This is a genomic window from Neisseria montereyensis, from assembly GCF_024834045.1.
Lineage (GTDB): Bacteria > Pseudomonadota > Gammaproteobacteria > Burkholderiales > Neisseriaceae > Neisseria > Neisseria montereyensis.
In genome coordinates, this window is sequence record NZ_JANUXW010000001.1 from 25,889 (window position 1) to 42,714 (window position 16,826).

At 44.0% G+C, this 16,826-nt stretch carries 17 protein-coding genes, 2 tRNA genes and 1 pseudogene; 12 read left to right on the forward strand and 8 right to left on the reverse strand.

The annotated features are described in order from the left end of the window. Positions 1–3 precede the first annotated feature (3 nt). The 3 genes from hisG to NXS09_RS00115 form a co-directional block, all read right to left on the reverse strand. Positions 4–669, reverse strand: coding sequence for an ATP phosphoribosyltransferase (gene hisG / locus NXS09_RS00105; protein WP_259290544.1), 666 nt, complete (start codon positions 667–669; stop codon positions 4–6). A gap of 88 nt (positions 670–757) precedes the next feature. Continuing rightward, positions 758–1,399, reverse strand: coding sequence for an SCO family protein (locus tag NXS09_RS00110; protein WP_259290545.1), 642 nt, complete (start codon positions 1,397–1,399; stop codon positions 758–760). 35 nt (positions 1,400–1,434) lie between these two features. After that, positions 1,435–1,677: a hypothetical protein gene (locus NXS09_RS00115; RefSeq protein ID WP_259290546.1), complete on the reverse strand. Its 243-nt coding sequence runs from the start codon at positions 1,675–1,677 to the stop codon at positions 1,435–1,437. Between NXS09_RS00115 and NXS09_RS00120 the strand changes: the two genes are divergently transcribed. Then, a tRNA-Leu gene (locus tag NXS09_RS00120) sits at positions 1,641–1,725 on the forward strand. The two genes, NXS09_RS00115 and NXS09_RS00120, sit on opposite strands and share 37 nt — an antisense overlap. 406 nt (positions 1,726–2,131) lie before the next feature. Further along, a complete protein-coding gene (locus NXS09_RS00125) occupies positions 2,132–2,680 on the forward strand; it encodes a DUF2939 domain-containing protein (RefSeq protein WP_259290547.1) in 549 nt (182 codons plus the stop codon). Positions 2,681–2,813: 133 nt separating this feature from the next. On the opposite strand, the pseudogene NXS09_RS00130 reads toward NXS09_RS00125, so the two are convergent. Beyond that, a pseudogene (locus tag NXS09_RS00130) lies at positions 2,814–3,002 on the reverse strand (IS5/IS1182 family transposase); the annotation flags it as partial. Positions 3,003–3,158: 156 nt separating this feature from the next. After that, entirely contained in the window at positions 3,159–4,724 is a 1,566-nt protein-coding gene (locus NXS09_RS00135) for an inorganic phosphate transporter (RefSeq protein WP_259290548.1), read from the reverse strand. 233 nt (positions 4,725–4,957) lie between these two features. Between NXS09_RS00135 and NXS09_RS00140 the strand changes: the two genes are divergently transcribed. From NXS09_RS00140 to hflX, 8 genes are all read left to right on the forward strand, one after another. Beyond that, positions 4,958–6,067 carry an anhydro-N-acetylmuramic acid kinase gene (locus tag NXS09_RS00140; protein ID WP_259290549.1) on the forward strand — a complete coding sequence of 370 codons (1,110 nt, stop codon included), beginning with the start codon at positions 4,958–4,960 and terminating at the stop codon, positions 6,065–6,067. 138 nt (positions 6,068–6,205) lie between these two features. Beyond that, positions 6,206–6,282 (forward strand) — tRNA-Val (locus NXS09_RS00145). A 141-nt stretch (positions 6,283–6,423) separates the two neighbouring features. Continuing rightward, complete coding sequence (gene thrS / locus NXS09_RS00150) at positions 6,424–8,328, forward strand: threonine--tRNA ligase (RefSeq protein ID WP_259290550.1); 1,905 nt, start codon at positions 6,424–6,426, stop codon at positions 8,326–8,328. A 189-nt stretch (positions 8,329–8,517) separates the two neighbouring features. Beyond that, complete coding sequence (infC, locus tag NXS09_RS00155; protein WP_353617866.1) at positions 8,518–9,039, forward strand: translation initiation factor IF-3; 522 nt, start codon at positions 8,518–8,520, stop codon at positions 9,037–9,039. Positions 9,040–9,202: 163 nt separating this feature from the next. Continuing rightward, positions 9,203–9,400, forward strand: a complete 198-nt coding sequence (rpmI, locus tag NXS09_RS00160; protein ID WP_151052373.1) for a 50S ribosomal protein L35 — start codon at positions 9,203–9,205, stop codon at positions 9,398–9,400. 11 nt (positions 9,401–9,411) lie between these two features. After that, positions 9,412–9,768 carry a 50S ribosomal protein L20 gene (gene rplT / locus NXS09_RS00165; protein WP_085366087.1) on the forward strand — a complete coding sequence of 119 codons (357 nt, stop codon included), beginning with the start codon at positions 9,412–9,414 and terminating at the stop codon, positions 9,766–9,768. Between the two features lie 262 nt (positions 9,769–10,030). After that, positions 10,031–10,822 (forward strand): TatD family hydrolase, encoded by a 792-nt coding sequence (locus NXS09_RS00170; RefSeq protein ID WP_259290552.1) that lies wholly within the window; start codon positions 10,031–10,033, stop codon positions 10,820–10,822. 57 nt (positions 10,823–10,879) lie between these two features. Beyond that, positions 10,880–12,037 (forward strand): GTPase HflX, encoded by a 1,158-nt coding sequence (hflX, locus tag NXS09_RS00175; RefSeq protein ID WP_259290553.1) that lies wholly within the window; start codon positions 10,880–10,882, stop codon positions 12,035–12,037. Positions 12,038–12,154: 117 nt separating this feature from the next. On the opposite strand, the gene NXS09_RS00180 is transcribed toward hflX, so the two are convergent. Further along, entirely contained in the window at positions 12,155–12,943 is a 789-nt protein-coding gene (locus NXS09_RS00180; RefSeq protein WP_259290554.1) for a DeoR/GlpR family DNA-binding transcription regulator, read from the reverse strand. Between the two features lie 86 nt (positions 12,944–13,029). Further along, positions 13,030–13,935: a LysO family transporter gene (locus NXS09_RS00185; protein ID WP_259290555.1), complete on the reverse strand. Its 906-nt coding sequence runs from the start codon at positions 13,933–13,935 to the stop codon at positions 13,030–13,032. A gap of 316 nt (positions 13,936–14,251) precedes the next feature. On the opposite strand from NXS09_RS00185, the gene NXS09_RS00190 reads away from it, so the two are divergent. Then, on the forward strand, positions 14,252–14,590 hold the full coding sequence (locus NXS09_RS00190; RefSeq protein WP_259290556.1) for a hypothetical protein: 339 nt from the start codon (positions 14,252–14,254) through the stop codon (positions 14,588–14,590). 853 nt (positions 14,591–15,443) lie between these two features. Next, the gene (locus NXS09_RS00195; RefSeq protein ID WP_151052363.1) at positions 15,444–15,650 is read left to right on the forward strand and encodes a (2Fe-2S)-binding protein; all 207 of its coding nucleotides are present in this window, start codon (positions 15,444–15,446) and stop codon (positions 15,648–15,650) included. An 80-nt stretch (positions 15,651–15,730) separates the two neighbouring features. Here the strand turns inward: NXS09_RS00195 and trpD are convergent, their stop codons facing one another. Next, positions 15,731–16,762 (reverse strand): anthranilate phosphoribosyltransferase, encoded by a 1,032-nt coding sequence (gene trpD / locus NXS09_RS00200; RefSeq protein ID WP_259290557.1) that lies wholly within the window; start codon positions 16,760–16,762, stop codon positions 15,731–15,733. Positions 16,763–16,826 lie beyond the last annotated feature (64 nt).

Consider the following 16,826-nt stretch of genomic DNA (forward strand, 5'->3'; position numbering starts at 1 on the left):
GTTTCAGGCGGCCTTTTGTTGATTGTTTACGGCGTTGGCAAACGCTTCGATGACCGGTTGGATTAAGCGGTGCTTCACTTTAAGCGCTGCTTTGTTAACCACCAAACGGCTGGAAATATCGCAAATATGTTCGACTGCCTCAAGGTTATTGGCCTTTAATGTACCGCCGGTGGACACCAAGTCTACAATGGCATCACTCAGCCCTACCAATGGGGCAAGCTCCATTGAACCATATAGTTTGATAATGTCGACATGCACGCCTTTATTGGCAAAATGCTCGGCGGCAATGTCGGGATATTTGGTTGCGACACGCAAGCGGTTGCCTGGTTGTGATGCGGCGGCATAATTAAAACCGGCAGGTACGGCAACCATCATGCGGCACTTGGCGATTTGCAAGTCTAAGGGTTGATAAAGGCCTTCGCCGCCGTGTTCGATTAGAACGTCTTTACCGGCAATGCCAAAATCCGCCGCGCCGTATTGTACATAAGTAGGCACGTCGCTAGCGCGGACAATCACCAAGCGTACATTGGGTAAATTGGTGTCGATAATCAGTTTACGCGAACTGCCCGGTTCTTCGGCCGGTACAATACCGGCAGCAGCCAACAGCGGCAGGGTTTCATCAAAAATGCGGCCTTTGGAAAGCGCGATGGTTAAGGTGTTTTCTGTCATATTGATTTCCATTTGAGCCGTCTGAAAAGTATATAGGGTTATAGTGTGTTTTCAGACGGCCTGTAAAGTTTTTTATTCAATACCGATTTTATGATTTAAGTAAAAGCCGGATATCGTCTGCGAATTGTTGGGCGGTATTGCCGTAAGGCTCGAAAACCACCACCTTACCGTTTTTATCCAATAAATAAGCACCAGCGGTATGATCAATTAAATAAACCGTATCGGATTGCTGTTGTGCTTTATTGGCAACAATCCGGTATTGTTTTTTGATCACGGATAGGTCTTGGTTTCCGGTAGTGGTGAGTCCGATAAAATCAGGATGGAATTGTTGCACATATTTGCCGACCAATTCTGGGGTATCCCGATCGGGATCGACACTGGCAAACACAACGGCAACATCTTTGGCCTGATCGCCGAGTTGGGTTATTACATCATTATAGGTTAACAGTTCGGTCGGGCAAATATCGGGGCAGTGCGTGTAGCCAAATGACAGCAGTACAATCTTACCTTTCAGATTGCCGATATTGAAAGGTTTGCCATTCCCGTCGGTCATGGTGAAATCACCACCGATATTTTCATGACGTATATCCGAACCATGAAAACCGGCGCTACTGGTTGCAGGCAGGGAAGTCGTCGGTTGTTCGGACTCTGTTTTTTCTTGAGGTTGGCAGGCGGATAGGGTTGTTAATGCGAAGGCGGCGGATAATAGCGTGATTATCTTCCGGTTCATAAGTGGTTTCTCCGAATAGCAGAAATGTATCTATATTAACGTGTTTGACCGATTTCATGTAGAGAGTTTTTTATCTTATTTGGCGATTGCAATAAAGAATTTTCGAGTCTATGGCGGAAGGTGATAATAATTTCGGATTTAATTTTTATATTTTTCATGTATTTGTTAGAAATATTGCGAATATTTATTCTATAAGGCTTTACAAGATTATTTTTACCACTATAATAGCGTTCTTCCACCTGCCCAGGTGGCGAAATTGGTAGACGCAGGGGACTCAAAATCCCCCGCCGCAAGGTGTGTCGGTTCGAGTCCGACCCTGGGCACCAGATTTAAATGAAAAGACAGCCTGCTAGGCTGTCTTTTCATTTTTAAGGCCATATATTTTTGTAAATCATATAATAGGTGTTATGTGGCAATAACACCATTTTTTGACCGTATTAAGTATCTTAATCTTTACAAGCTGATAATTAAGTAATTTAATGTTTTGGGGGTTTATTATTTTGTAAAGCGTTTAGTAATATATTAAAATCTCTAAAAAATATTAGATTTCTTTTGCCTATGTGGCTCTTACATCATAACCCCCTGTTATGTTTGGAAAATGATAGATTTTTATATAAATATTAAATTTTTTATGGTGAATAGTTGTTTGCTGAATTATTGGAGTAGTGTGAAATTATTTTGGGTTCAGTATGTTTCAATTTTGTTGTTTATTTGATTAAAAGGGCTGTTTTTATGAAAAAAATATTATCTGTTATTTTGTTGGCGTGTTTAGTTGCTATTGGGTATCTTTATTATACTCCGTATATTGCTATTAAAAACCTTGCGAGAGCTGCTGAAGTACAAGATGTTGATGAAGTCGCTAAATATATTGATTCAACTAGCATCAAAACGAGTCTTTCTGAGCAGATAAATACAATGATGACAAAAGAATTGATGAGTAATGATGAGGTGAAAAATAATCCACTTTCGGTTTTAGCTCTTGGTCTTTTTACGCCACTTTTTGATGCAGCAAGCACTACTATTAGTACTCCGGAAGGTATTACGCAGCTATTTAATGGTAAAAACCCACTTAATGCGAATAACGAAGAAAATGAAGCTCTGATTAATCTCGGTAATAACAGACTTTCATCTGCTGAAACCGAATATATTGATGTTAATACTTTTAATGTTTATATTAGAAATCCAGAGAATGAAAAAATTACTTTAGTTTTTGAGAGAAATGGATTGATTGGCTGGAAGATGGTAAAAATGCGCTTGCCAGATTTTAAAGTGGCCCATTAAAAATAATTAGATTGAGAACTTTGTTAAATAGTTTTTTAGCAGGCAGCCGAAGTCCAAGCACAGGATTTTGGCTGTTTTTGACTGCAATATCCTTTATTCTTCCTCGGATGCCTAAAAGGTGCTCTGCTGTCTTTTAGATAGCAATAGGGGCATGTAGCCTGTCGGCCCGGTTTTCAATAGGTTCAAACATATCACGTTAAGATGACTTTGGGTTGCCACTTTTATTCAGCCCGAAATAAACTGACCGGTCATAGCGGAATTTATGGTGCCGCGTACTGTAGCGTTGTTCTACTACATAACGGGTTTTTGATAAATGTTTGTTGCTGTAGTGGTTCACTTCTGTCGGCAGATGATTGCAAAGGTCTCAAGCCGTCTGAAAGATTAAGTGCAATTTGTTTTTACCAAGAAAAAAAGCCATCTTCATTACCATTTTGTATGGTAGGGGATGGCTTTATTGGTTTGATATATTTCGTACGGATTAAAAAGCGGCTCGCAACAATAAGAAACAAACAATCGATAAAAAGGCGGCGGCAGGTAAGGTAATCACCCATGCCATACCAATCGGTTTCATTAATGCCCAGTTTGCATTTCGGTTCACCAAGCCGATACCTAAAACGGCGCCGACCAAAATATGTGTACTGGATACAGGCAATCCCATTAATGATGCCATCATCACAACAGAGGCTGCGGAAAGTTCGGCGGCAAAGCCTGAAGAGGGGTGCATTTCTGCCAAACTGGTGCCAACCGTTTTGATCACCTCTTTACCGATAAACCACAAGCCGACAATTAATGCGATACCGAAAGTGAGCATGGCAACAGGGGGAACAGGGGATTGGGTATTGATGTCGCCGGTGCGCAATACATCCATAATGGCGGCAAAAGGGCCGATAGCGTTGGCGATATCGTTGGCACCGTGGCTGAATGCGAAGCCGGCGGCGGTAAATACCTGCATCCAACTGAAAACCAAGAATGTGGATTTGCTCAAGTCTTTGCGTTTTAATGTTTTGGCATAAACGAATGTGGCCATCCAAATGGCCGCGCCAATCATGAAAATAATCAGAAAGCTGCCGACATTGCTCATGCCGAGCTCAAGATTTTTAAGACCTTTAAACAACAGCATAGCCGCTATTATCATCCCGCCCAGTGAAGCGATAACCGGCACCCACGAATGTAAAGCTTTATAAGCGTCAATATTGTTTTTACGGTTGTCTATATCGTAAAGTCCCTGATAATAGGTGGATTCCAGTTCGGTCGGATCCAAATCCGACTCGCCGTAAATTTGGGCGTCGCGTGCCATGGCGGTGGCACATTCAATTTTGGTGGCTTCATCAAGGCTTTCAAAATATAAGCGGTGTTGGGCTTTATAGGCTTTTTTCTCTTGCTTGATACTTTTCAGATTTTCTTCTACTTCTTTGTTGTAGTCTAAAACATGTTTTTTGATTTGGGAGAAAAGGAAGTAGGAAACCAAGCCACCTAATACGGGGGAGAGTACCCAAGAAACAACAATTTCAGCTAACTTATTCCATTGAACGAGGTCGAAAGTGTTTGAACTGCCGCTAACAATCCCCAGGCATAAGGCGCTGCCCACAATACCGCCGATAATCGCATGAGTGGTGGATACCGGCAGGCCTTTTTTACTGGCAAACAGCAGCCATAATGCGGCGGCCAATAGTGCCGACATCATAATATAAACAAATTGCATGGGTTCTACATGCATTTGATTTAAATCGATAATGCCTTTTCTTATCGTATCCGTTACTTCTCCGCCGGCAATCACCGCACCGCTGACTTCAAAAATGGCGGCAATGATTAAAGCTTGGGGGATGGTTAACGTTCCGGCGCCAACACTGGTGCCAAACGAATTGGCTACGTCATTACCCCCGATGTTGAATGCCATAAAAACACCGAAGCCCGTAGCCAATAGGAATAGCGTTGTATGATTGCCGTTGGTGTAGCCTAATCCCCATATAATAAAATAACCGATCATACAAAGAAGAAGAGCAGCAAAGGCAAAATTGATTTTCTGGATATATGGAGCGTTCATGTTTAATGTGAACCTTTTATATGGAGAAGAGTAAAAATAAACCGCCGCTGGCTGATATATTATGTTATTTAAGGTTAAGGTTGGGGTTTATTGTATAACCGTTTTTTTAATATTATAAAGATATTCGGCTAAACCGTCATGAAGTAGTTGGTAAATGCTTGCGTGGCAATATTTATCTCTTTGGGCAAAAGCGTTAAAATCTTTGTTTTATTTTTATTTCAGACGGCCTTTTTATGCATAATGGTGATCAGTTTTATATCGGCTTGATGTCCGGTACGAGTATGGACGGCGTCGATGCAGTATTGGTGCGTATGAACGGGGTTGAATGGCTGGGTGCCGAAGCCCATTCTTTTATACCTTATTCAGGCCGTCTGAAAGCCGATTTACTGGAATTACAAAATGTCGGCCATAATGAGTTACACCGCAGTATGATACTGTCTCAAGAGTTAAGTTATCTGTATGGACGGGTGGTTAGGCAACTGCTGGCGGAACAAAACCTTTCGGCCGATAACATTACGGCAATCGGTTGCCATGGTCAAACTATCCGCCATGCGCCTGAGTCGAGATACAGTATCCAGCTGGCCGATTTATCTTTATTGGCGGAGTTAAGCGGCATTCTGACTATCGGCGATTTCCGCAGTCGTGATTTGGCGGCAGGCGGGCAGGGTGCGCCGTTGGTGCCGTCATTTCATCAAGCCTTATTTCAGCATCCTTCAAAAGCAAGAGTCGTTTTGAATTTGGGCGGAATCGCTAATATCAGCGTATTACCACCGGATGGCGCTGCATTCGGATTTGATACCGGTCCGGGCAATATGTTGATGGATTCATGGGTAAATCATATTTGGCAACAGCCTTATGACGAAGGCGGTGAAAAAGCCGAGGCGGGTAGGGTGTTGCCCGAACTTTTAGAAAAACTGCTTAGCGATCCTTATTTTGCCCGGCCTTATCCGAAAAGTACCGGGCGGGAATTGTTTTCACTGGCATGGTTATTGCCGCAGCTTTCAGACGGCCTCAATCCGAATGATGTATTAAGAACATTATCGGAATATACGGTACAAACCGTTTTTGATTCGGTGATGGCTGCCGCGCCGGATACGCAAGATCTTTATGTTTGCGGCGGCGGTATCCGTAATCAAACCTTGATGAAAGGGTTATCCCGCTATTTTGCGGAACAGGGTATTTATGTGCATAGTACCGATGAATTACACTTGAATCCGCAATGGGTTGAGGCGGCTGCTTTTGCGTGGCTGGCTTCGTGTTGGGTAAACCGGGTTGCTTCGAATCCTTATCGGGCGACAGGGGCAAGAAAACCGTGTATTTTGGGGGCAGGATATTATCCTTAATTTAAGCAACGGTATCTTTATATTTTCCGGTTTATATAGGCAGGATTGCTTAATAATTCGGTTGTTTAAAGTATTTACAAGGCATGTGTTGCGGTGCTTGTAAAAACATGCAAAGTCCAATACAATTCATAGGTTTTCAGGCATGTAGCTCAGTTGGTTAGAGCACCACCTTGACATGGTGGGGGTCGTTGGTTCGAATCCAATCGTGCCTACCATACATTGAATGTAACGGTAAGAAACTCGGTAGTATAACGAGCGATACCGTTACATTATTATTTATAACGATGAGTAATCAAGAAATATAATGAAATCGAGGCCGTCTGAAAGGCCTTTGATAAGTTACGGAGCACTTCTTCATGATCAATATTACCTTGCCCGACGGCTCTGTCCGTCAGTTTGAACAACCTGTTTCGGTAGCCGAAGTGGCCGCTTCGATTGGTTCGGGTTTGGCAAAAGCAACGGTGGCAGGCAAGGTCAACGGTGTTTTAGTCGATGCCTCGGATAAAATTACATCTGATGCCAATGTACAAATTATCACCCCTAAAGATCCTGAAGGATTGGAAATCATCCGCCATTCGTGTGCCCACTTGGTCGGGCATGCGGTAAAACAGCTTTATCCGGATGCTAAAATGGTTATCGGTCCGGTGATTGACGATGGTTTTTATTATGACATCGCCACTGAAAAACCGTTTACGCCTGAAGATATGGCAAAAATCGAAGCACGGATGAAAGAATTGATTGCGCAGAATTATGATGTGGTCAAGGTGATGACACCGCGTGCCGAAACCATCAAAATATTTACCGATCGCGGAGAAGACTATAAGCTACGGTTGATTGAAGATATGCCCGATGTACAAGAAATGGGTTTGTATCATCATCAGGAATATGTGGATATGTGCCGCGGCCCGCATGTGCCGAATACGCGTTTCCTGAAAAATTTCAAATTAACCAAACTGGCGGGTGCTTATTGGCGTGGTGACAGCAATAATGAAATGTTGCAGCGCATCTACGGTACGGCTTGGGCAAGCAAAGAGGATTTAAAAGCCTATATCGCCCGTATTGAAGAAGCCGAAAAACGTGACCACCGCAAACTAGGCAAACAGCTTGATTTATTCCATCTGCAAGACGAAGCACCGGGCATGGTGTTCTGGCATCCGCGCGGTTGGACGTTATGGCAGATTATCGAGCAGCATATGCGCAAAGAATTGGATGCCGCCGGTTATAAAGAAGTGAAAACACCGCAAATTCTCGATAAAACCTTTTGGGAGAAATCCGGCCATTGGGAAAACTATAAAGACAATATGTTTGTGACCCAATCGGAAAAACGCGAATATGCGGTGAAACCGATGAACTGCCCGGGGCATGTTCAGATTTTCAACCACGGTTTGCGCTCTTACCGTGATTTACCGATGCGCTTGGCGGAGTTTGGCTCTTGCCACCGCAACGAACCTTCCGGCGCTTTGCATGGTTTGATGCGGGTTCGTGGTTTTGTACAAGATGATGCCCATATTTTTTGTACCGAAGAGCAAATTACTTCCGAAGCCAAAGCCTTTAACGATTTGGTGATGAAAGTTTATAAGCAGTTCGGCTTTGAGCATGTCAGCGTAAAACTATCGTTGCGCCCTGAAAAACGGGCCGGTTCCGATGAAGTTTGGGATAAAGCCGAACAAGGCTTGCGCGATGCCTTGGCCGCTTGCGGTGTGGAATGGGAAGAATTGCCCGGCGAGGGGGCGTTCTATGGCCCTAAAGTGGAATACCATATTAAAGATGCGATTGGCCGTTCTTGGCAGTGCGGTACCATACAGCTTGATTTCGTATTGCCCGAGCGCTTGGGTGCGGAGTATGTAACCGAAGATAACGGCCGTGCCCGTCCGGTAATGTTGCACCGTGCGATTTTGGGGTCTATGGAACGGTTTATCGGTATTCTGATTGAAAACCATGCCGGTTCTTTCCCGTTATGGCTTGCACCGGTACAAATGGTGATTATGAATATTACCGAAAAACAAGCCGATTATTGTCGTGAAGTCGCGGATAAATTGCGTGCTGCCGGTTTGCGTGTCGAGCTGGATTTGCGTAATGAAAAAATCGGCTACAAAATCCGTGATAACAGCCAACACCGCTATCCTTATCAAATCGTAGTGGGTGAAAACGAAAAAGAAAACGGCCAGATTGCCGTGCGGCGAAAAGCCGAAGATTTGGGCAGCCTGAAAGTAGAAGATTTTATTGCCCAGCTGCAAGAAGAATTGCAGGCAGAGTTTTAAAATTTTAAGAATCTGACCAAAAGATAAATTTTAAAATCAATCAGGCAGGCATATAGTGGTTGAGAATATGGCCGGGTCTGATTAAAATAGAAAAATATTGACAACAGTATTTGGAAATCAGCGATATGCTTGGTTTGAATGTATTCGAATAATAAGCATATTAATGAATCATTTTTTATAGGAGACATCATCATCGCACAAGAACGTGAAGCACGAATCAACGGCGAAATTACCGCCAAAGAAGTGCGTTTACTCAGTGGAACCGGCGAACAGCTCGGTGTGGTATCACTCAAAGAAGCTTTATCTATGGCTGAAGAGCAAGAGGTTGATTTGGTAGAAATTTCACCTACTGCCAAACCACCGGTATGCAAGCTGATGGATTATGGTAAATACAAATACCAACAAGCCAAAAAGCGTGATGAAGCCAAGAAAAATCAGAAACAGGTTCAAATTAAGGAAATCAAATTCCGTCCGGGAACGGATGAAGGCGATTACCAAATTAAAATGCGTAATATCACCCGTTTTCTGGAAGATGGCGATAAGGTAAAAGTGACTTTGCGTTTCCGCGGACGGGAAATGGCGCATCAACAATTGGGTGCCCAACTTTTGGAACGTGTGAAAGAAGAATTGGCTGAAATCGGTACCGTCGAGCAGTTTCCGAAAATGGAAGGCCGCCAGATGGTTATGATGATTGCCCCGAAAAAGAAATAAAGTTATAATGCAAAGCTTGCCTCGGATTGCCGGCCGAGGCAGGTTTTTTTAAGTTTTAAACGGCAAAAACCGTGGTATTAGGGTTCCAAGTGTTGATGTTTGTTTTCAAATATAAATCATCGGCCTCCTTATACCTTATCTAATAAATGATATGGAGTATCCCATGCCTAAAATGAAAACCAAGTCGGGTGCTAAAAAGCGCTTTAAAGTACTGGGTAATGGTGGTGTAAAACGTGCGCATGCATTCAAACGCCACATTCTGACCAAGAAAACCACCAAAAACAAACGTCAATTGCGCGGCACTTCTATGGTGAACGAACGCGATTTGGCTTCTGTTTCTAAAATGTTACCCTACGCTTAAGGAGTTAGAATATGCCACGCGTAAAACGCGGTGTAACCGCCCGTGCCCGTCATAAAAAAGTATTAGCGTTAGCCAAAGGCTATCGTGGTCGCCGTAAAAACGTCTACCGTGTTGCCAAACAAGCGGTAATGAAAGCCGGTCAATATGCTTATCGCGACCGTCGCCAACGCAAACGCCAATTCCGTCAATTGTGGATTGTGCGTATTAATGCAGGCGCCCGTGAAAACGGTTTGTCTTACAGCAAATTCATGAACGGTTTGAAACGCGCTGCGATTGAAATCGACCGTAAAGTATTGGCAGATTTGGCTGTATTTGATAAAGCCGCATTTGCCCAATTGGTTGAAAAAGCCAAAGCCGCTTTAGCTTAATCGCAAAACGCTTGAACACTATTTAAAATAAGGAAACTTTTCGGTTTCCTTATTTTTTATTGATATGGAGTGTTTTGTTGATTGAAAGCGTAGGCCGTCTGAAATTTCAGACGGCCTATTGTATGTTATGGATAATGGGCTGTTGGTTGAAACAGGCGTAATACATTGGGTAAAACTTTATGATATCGATTGCCTTTCTTTGTAATTTCAGGCTTTAAATATGGTATCTTTAACGACTAACCATTATTTTATAAGTTTGATTATGTATTTGATTGATTCACACTGCCATTTGAATTTTGACGGCTTGAGCAACCGTTTGCCGGAAGTATTTGCCAATATGGAAGAAAACCAGGTGAAGCAGGCCTTAGCGATTAGTGTCAGCCGGCAGACTTTTAGCGAAGTTTTGGCGATTGCCGAAGCGAATGAACATATTTTTGCAACGGTCGGCATTCATCCCGATGATAAAGATACGCCTGAATTCACGGTTGAAGAATTGGTCGCCCATGCACAACATCCCAAAGTAGTGGGCATTGGTGAAACCGGGTTGGATTATTATTGGTGTAAAGGCGATTTGAGTTGGCAGCATCAGCGCTTTGCCGACCATATTGAAGCGGCGAATCAAAGTGGCTTGCCTTTGGTGGTGCATACCCGTGATGCGGCGGCGGATACCATGCGCCTGTTGCGGGAACATCAGGCGCATGCGGGGGTGATTCACTGTTTTACCGAAGATGTGGCGGTGGCCAAAGAGGCCTTGGACTTGGGTTTTTATATTTCGTTTTCAGGCATTGTAACTTTTAAAAATGCACCGGATATTCAGGCCGCTGCCAAATATGTGCCGCAAGACCGTATATTAATCGAAACGGATTCGCCGTTTCTCGCCCCTGTGCCGAAGCGCGGTAAACCTAATGAGCCGGCGTATGTGAAATATACGGCTGAATTTGTGGCCGGACTACGCGGGGACACGGTGGAGCATATCGCTGAGATAACCACCGATAATTTCTACCGTCTGTTTAATAAAGTGCCGCGTTTGGCAGAAACGCCGAAATCAGCATGAATAATAAGCGTGTGAAAATGATTTATTGCCGCTATCCGCAACTGCAAAGGATTATCTATGCGTGCTCAATCTAATATGTTCCAAGTTGATAAGTCTCTGGAAACACGCGAGCGGGTTATGTTGGTCGGGGTGATGTTGCGGGCGGATTATTCGGGTTCCAACGAAGGGCGGGAGCAAGATTTTCAGACGGCCTTAAACGAAGCGGAAGGCTTAATCGCGGCAGCAGGCGGTGATTTGATTTGCACGGAAACCGCCAAGCGCGATAAAGCCCATGCAGCCTTATTTGTCGGTACCGGCAAGGCGGAGGAATTGGCCGTTAGCGTGCAACAACACGGTATCGAATTGGTGGTGTTGAATCACGAATTAACGCCCACTCAAGAACGGAACTTGGAACGAATACTTCAATGCCGCGTATTGGATCGTGTCGGATTGATTTTGGCGATTTTTGCCAAACGGGCGCAATCGCAAGAAGGTAAGCTGCAAGTGGAGCTGGCGCAACTGTCGCATTTAAGCGGGCGGCTGGTGCGCGGCTACGGCCATATGCAAAGTCAGAAAGGCGGTATCGGCTTGAAAGGGCCGGGCGAAACGCAACTGGAAACAGACCGCCGCTTAATCAATCAAAAAATAACCGCTTTGAAAAAGCAGTTGCAGCAGGTTAAGAAACAACGGGCGACAAGGCGTAAAGCACGGCTTTCAGGCCGTCTGAAAACATTTGCATTGGTCGGTTATACCAATGCGGGAAAATCCAGCTTGTTTAATCGTTTGACCAAAGCCGATGTGCTGGCAAAAGATCAATTGTTTGCCACCTTGGATACGACCGCCCGCCGTTTGTATTTGTCGCCCGAAGCCAGCATTATTTTGACTGATACGGTGGGCTTTGTGCGTGATTTGCCGCATAAATTGGTATCGGCTTTTTCGGCAACGTTGGAAGAAACCGCCATGGCCGATATATTGCTGCATATCGTGGATGTGAGCCATGCCGATTTTGAACGGCAGATGGATGATGTGAATACGGTATTGGAGGAAATCGGTGCCCATGAAGTGCCCCAATTGATTGTATACAATAAAATCGATTTGTTATCGGGCGAAGATAAACGTGCAGCCGGTATTTTGCGCGATGTGCAGGGTAGGGTGGTGGCAGTGAATATTTCGGTTACCGAAAATTTGGGCTTGGATGATTTGAGAGAGGCTTTGACTGAGTTGGCTTTAATATAATCGTACCGTTATTTTATAGGGTTGCTGTTTGGATTGAGTATAAATAGAGGCCGTCTGAAAGGTTTTTTCAGACGGCCTCAAATTTTGATGTTTAAAATATTGTATTGGCTGGTGGATTTAATCCGAATTGGATTCTTCGCTTTCTGCTATCAACCATTTCACCCCGGCATCTTGTAAACGCTTGCGCATTGATTCGCTGGGTTGCCTATCCGTAAAAACCGTATCGAATTCAGTGATGCTGCCCATGCGAACCAAGGCGTTGCGGCCGAATTTTTGATGATCCACGCCCAAATAGCACCGACGGGCGTTTTCCATCATGGCTTGCATTACGCTCACTTCTTTATAGTCGAAATCTAATAAAGAACCGTCTTCATCAACATCGGCGGCACTTAAGATGGCATAGTCGGTTTTAAACTGGTTAATAAAATCAACCGTTGCCACGCCGGTGACACCGCCGTCAATCGGGCGGACGACGCCGGAAGTAATGATAACGGTATAGTCGGTGCGGCCGGATACAATAGCGGCAACGTGGATGTTGTTGGTAATAATGCATAATCCTTTGCGCTTTTTCACCAACGACATGGCAACAGCTTCAATGGTAGAACCGATGCTTAAAAACAAGGAGGCGTTATCGGGAATATGTTCGGCAATCAAATCGGCAATATGGAGTTTTTCATTTTGCAGCCGTGCTTTGGCGGTGCTTAATTCTTCGTTTTCCAAGCCTTCGCCTAAGGTGGCGCCGCCGTGGTATCGGCGTAGGATATTTTCTTCACAAAGTTGGTTGATATCGCGGCGGATGGTTTGCGGGGTGACATCCAGTTCGCGAGCCAATTGTTCAATCGGCATAAAGTTGTGTTCGCGTACGAGCGCGATGATTTTTTCGTGTCGTTGGATTCGTGGCGGCATGATTGGTATTTTTCTTCTAAATAATTGCTATATCATAAAGTTATGATGCGATTTTGCCAAAATACCGACAATGGTGCAAGCCTGTTTTAAAAATGCAGACTGGAAAAAATCACCATTAAAAACGGTGCGGCCACATTGATAATAAAGCCAAAACTAATGGCCAGCGGTACAGCTTGCAAACCGCCGGCACTTTGAATCACGGGTAAGGTGAAATCCAAACTGGTGGCGCCGCCGATACCGACAGCCGTACTCGGATAACGCCGCATCAAGATAGGGATAAAAACCAAAGCAAAAAATTCGCGTAATAAATCATTTAATAGCGTGATACTGCCCCAAACCGGCCCGTAAGCTTCGGTCATTACGATGCCGGAAAGCGAATACCAACCGAATCCGGAAGCCAATGCCAAGCCCTTGCTCCATGATACTTCCGGCATCAATAGTGCAAACAATATACCGCCTGCCAACGAAGAGGCCGTAGTCCAGATGGCGGTTTGTACACCACGGCGGTTAACCAATACCTGCCTAAGGGTAATGCCGCTGCTGCGCAGTTGTACCCCCACCAAGAACACCAATAGCATCAGGCAATAATTACCGGTGTTTTCCGGTGGTAGCCAATGTCCTGTTAACGCATATCCGCCTAAAAAACCGACTGCCACACAACCGAGCTGCTTTAAGCTGCCCGCAATGCCGATATGTACTTTTTTACCGTTGCCGTGCGCCTGCCAAGGATAACGGCGGTCGAACCACATCAACACCAGTAGATTCATGCCGATAACGCAGATAAATAATAAGGCCGTCGAGCCGATAATCGTATCAATCCGAGTATGCAGATTGTCGACTTGCGACAACGATACGCCGATAAGCAGCAGAATCAGATAGACCAATAGCGATAAAGCCTTATCAATCAAATGCAGGTAAGGTTTGGGAATGCTGATAAAAAAGCCGAGAAAAAGCGGAATCAGAATAGAAACCAAAGTTATCAAACTATTCATAATAATAATATTTCAAAATCTTTTCAGACGGCCTTTTGTATGAGGCCGTCTGAATCAAGTAATCAATAGCGGGCAGATATTGAATTGTATTTAAAGTAAGTCCGGGCAAACGCGATAAGCAATGAATTATAACCGAAACCCCTTTTCATTCAGTGAGTTTCTTTACGATACTACTGAGTATAGTGATTGGGGTTGTCATACTTGCTTGATGTTATGATATATCGAAATAAAATATAGTATAAACAATAAGTTATTTACAGGGTGTGTAATTCTTAGTATGATGGAGTGGCGTTACAACCTAAATAAGGAAAATAAAATGAGTCATTGCACTATCCACCCGCATCACGACCACGTTCATGGCAAAGGTTGTGGTCATACCGCCATCAAACACAATGATCATATCGATTATGTACACGATGGCCACCTACACCATGAACATAACGGTCATTACGACGAACATAGCTTGGACGTGAATGCTACCAATCCTGACGGTTGCCACCCGGTACATGATTGCGCAGGGCATGTGCACGGAGAAGGTTGTGGGCATGAGGCCGTTCCGCATGGCGACCATATCGACTACATCGTTAACGGACGCTTGCATCATCAACATGGTGATCATTGCGATGATCATGGCCCGGTTGAAATTGTGAATTAATAATTTGATAGGTGATACAAGAGGCCGTCTGAATGTTTATTCAGACGGCTTTTACTGATGGTAGTTATGAGTGGGAATTTAAACAATGGTTTGGAAGATATTCCGAGCCGTTATTTTCATAGGGTGACAAAGGCCGTCTGAAACGGCTTCGGCATTGGGATAGAACGGATAGATTATGTTTGATACTTATATATAGTATATTAATATATTATAATATTTGTTATTAAATTTTGTGTGTGTTAGGTAATTAGCTTAAAATAAATGAAAAATATAATTTTTTTCATGATTAAATTTAAATGACTCAACGAAGGTTGACTTAAATCAAAAACAAATAGCAAATTGTCTATATAATAGCGTTCAATGATTAGCGACGAGTGAAGTGATGTAAAAATAATTGAATATAAATCATTCAAAATGTTGGTAATCATGTTTCAAACATTATTATTCTTTAGGATAAACGGATAAGTATTCTGAAGAACACTCTATTGAATTTTTTCATCTCTTTTCCTCTTGATGTGTGTGTGTTTGGGTGTGGCTATATGCCACCCCTTTTTTTTGCCTGCTCGATATGGATATTCGGCTGCAGAGAAAGTACAACCATTTAGAATTTTATCTTCATATTGAGAACGATGCATATGAAAGACAAGAATGGTTGAACCGCTAGCTAAATATCTGTTTGTCGGCTTGGTCCGAAGGCATTCTATTTAAATTTTAAAACAAAAATAAATTTCTGATAAATTTTTTTATTTACACAATTTACGTTTTCTATCTTGCAATGCAAACAATTTGTATTTATATTATCAAGTAATAATAAAACTAAATCTCATTTAGATTACGGATTAAGGAGCACAAAATGTTTGTATGTATCTGCAATGCGGTAACCGACCGTGAAATTCAAGAGACCGTAGCCGCCGGTGCCAATAGCTTAGGCGATTTGCAGGCGCAATTGGGTGTGGCTACCTGTTGCGGTAGTTGCAGCGAATTGGCAACTTCTTTTTTAAATGGCCATAATGCACAAAACAGCAATATGGTTACTGCCGGAATTAACGTGCAGGCTTAATGATTTTATATCCAAAAGGCCGTCTGAATATTCAGACGGCCTTTTTACTTTTGGTTTGCTCGAAGATAGGGCAATTGAATTTAAGCGGCAATTTTTTGCGTATAAGCCGTAAATTCGGTTTGTTTGGCTTTGGCTTTTCCCGAGTCGATAGAAGCAATAGCAGCTTCCAGGCCGTCTGAAAAGGAAGAAACAACGTTGGCGGCATATAATCCGGCGGCGGCGTTTAATAAGACAATATCGCGCGGTGCACCTTTTTCGCCGGCGAGTACGCGGTTCATCATATTCAAAGATTCATGACTGTCGGCCACGCGGATATCGTCGAGGTTTTTATAGACGGGCAGGCCGAATTGTTCGGGATCGACATCGTATTCGCTAATACTGCCATTATGGAGTTCGGCAATGCGGGAGGGACCGGTGATGGTGATTTCGTCTAAGCCGTCGCTACCGTGCACCACCAAAACATGTTCGGAACCGAGTTGTTTCAATACCCGTGAAAGAATACCGCATAAGTCGATATGGAAAACACCTAAAAGCTGGTTGGGTGCGCCGGCAGGGTTAATAAGCGGGCCGAGAATATTGAAAATACTGCGGAAGCCGAGCGATCTGCGCACGGGGGCGACATAACGCATGGCGTTATGATGATTGGGCGCAAACATAAAGCCGACGCCGGTTTGGTCGATACATTGGCCGACTTGGTCGGGTGACAGGCTGAGGTTAACGCCCAAGTATTCCATCACATCGGCGGCACCGCTGGCTGAGGAAACCGAACGCCCGCCGTGTTTGGCGATTTTGGCACCGGCCGCAGCGGCAACAAACATGGCAGTGGTGGAAATATTAAAGGTTTTCGCCCCATCACCGCCGGTACCGACAATATCGACAAGATGGGTGGTATCTTGTACATGCACGGGGGTGGCAAACTCACGCAAAACGGCAGCGGCCGCGCTGATTTCCGATACGGTTTCCACTTTGATACGCAAGCCGGTAAGGATGGCCGCAATCTGTTCGGGGGGGACTTGCCCGCTCATAATCTGCCGCATCAAATCGGTCATTTCATCATAGAAAAGTTCGTTGTTGTCGATAAGGCGGAGGATGGCTTGCTGGGGGGTAATCATAAAAAAGGTATCTTTCGGAAAGTATGACGTTTAATTTGAAGTGGCTACTTAGGGCAGCCGTATA

What these genes read in the sequence shown, in the direction of transcription:
- hisG (WP_259290544.1), bottom strand. Translation starts at nt 669, where the DNA reads ATGACAGAAAACACCTTAACCATCGCGCTTTCCAAAGGCCGCATTTTT.
- NXS09_RS00110 (WP_259290545.1), bottom strand. Translation starts at nt 1,399, where the DNA reads ATGAACCGGAAGATAATCACGCTATTATCCGCCGCCTTCGCATTAACA.
- NXS09_RS00125 (WP_259290547.1), top strand. Translation starts at nt 2,132, where the DNA reads ATGAAAAAAATATTATCTGTTATTTTGTTGGCGTGTTTAGTTGCTATT.
- NXS09_RS00135 (WP_259290548.1), bottom strand. Translation starts at nt 4,724, where the DNA reads ATGAACGCTCCATATATCCAGAAAATCAATTTTGCCTTTGCTGCTCTT.
- NXS09_RS00140 (WP_259290549.1), top strand. Translation starts at nt 4,958, where the DNA reads ATGCATAATGGTGATCAGTTTTATATCGGCTTGATGTCCGGTACGAGT.
- thrS (WP_259290550.1), top strand. Translation starts at nt 6,424, where the DNA reads ATGATCAATATTACCTTGCCCGACGGCTCTGTCCGTCAGTTTGAACAA.
- rpmI (WP_151052373.1), top strand. Translation starts at nt 9,203, where the DNA reads ATGCCTAAAATGAAAACCAAGTCGGGTGCTAAAAAGCGCTTTAAAGTA.
- rplT (WP_085366087.1), top strand. Translation starts at nt 9,412, where the DNA reads ATGCCACGCGTAAAACGCGGTGTAACCGCCCGTGCCCGTCATAAAAAA.
- NXS09_RS00170 (WP_259290552.1), top strand. Translation starts at nt 10,031, where the DNA reads ATGTATTTGATTGATTCACACTGCCATTTGAATTTTGACGGCTTGAGC.
- hflX (WP_259290553.1), top strand. Translation starts at nt 10,880, where the DNA reads ATGCGTGCTCAATCTAATATGTTCCAAGTTGATAAGTCTCTGGAAACA.
- NXS09_RS00180 (WP_259290554.1), bottom strand. Translation starts at nt 12,943, where the DNA reads ATGCCGCCACGAATCCAACGACACGAAAAAATCATCGCGCTCGTACGC.
- NXS09_RS00185 (WP_259290555.1), bottom strand. Translation starts at nt 13,935, where the DNA reads ATGAATAGTTTGATAACTTTGGTTTCTATTCTGATTCCGCTTTTTCTC.
- NXS09_RS00190 (WP_259290556.1), top strand. Translation starts at nt 14,252, where the DNA reads ATGAGTCATTGCACTATCCACCCGCATCACGACCACGTTCATGGCAAA.
- NXS09_RS00195 (WP_151052363.1), top strand. Translation starts at nt 15,444, where the DNA reads ATGTTTGTATGTATCTGCAATGCGGTAACCGACCGTGAAATTCAAGAG.
- trpD (WP_259290557.1), bottom strand. Translation starts at nt 16,762, where the DNA reads ATGATTACCCCCCAGCAAGCCATCCTCCGCCTTATCGACAACAACGAA.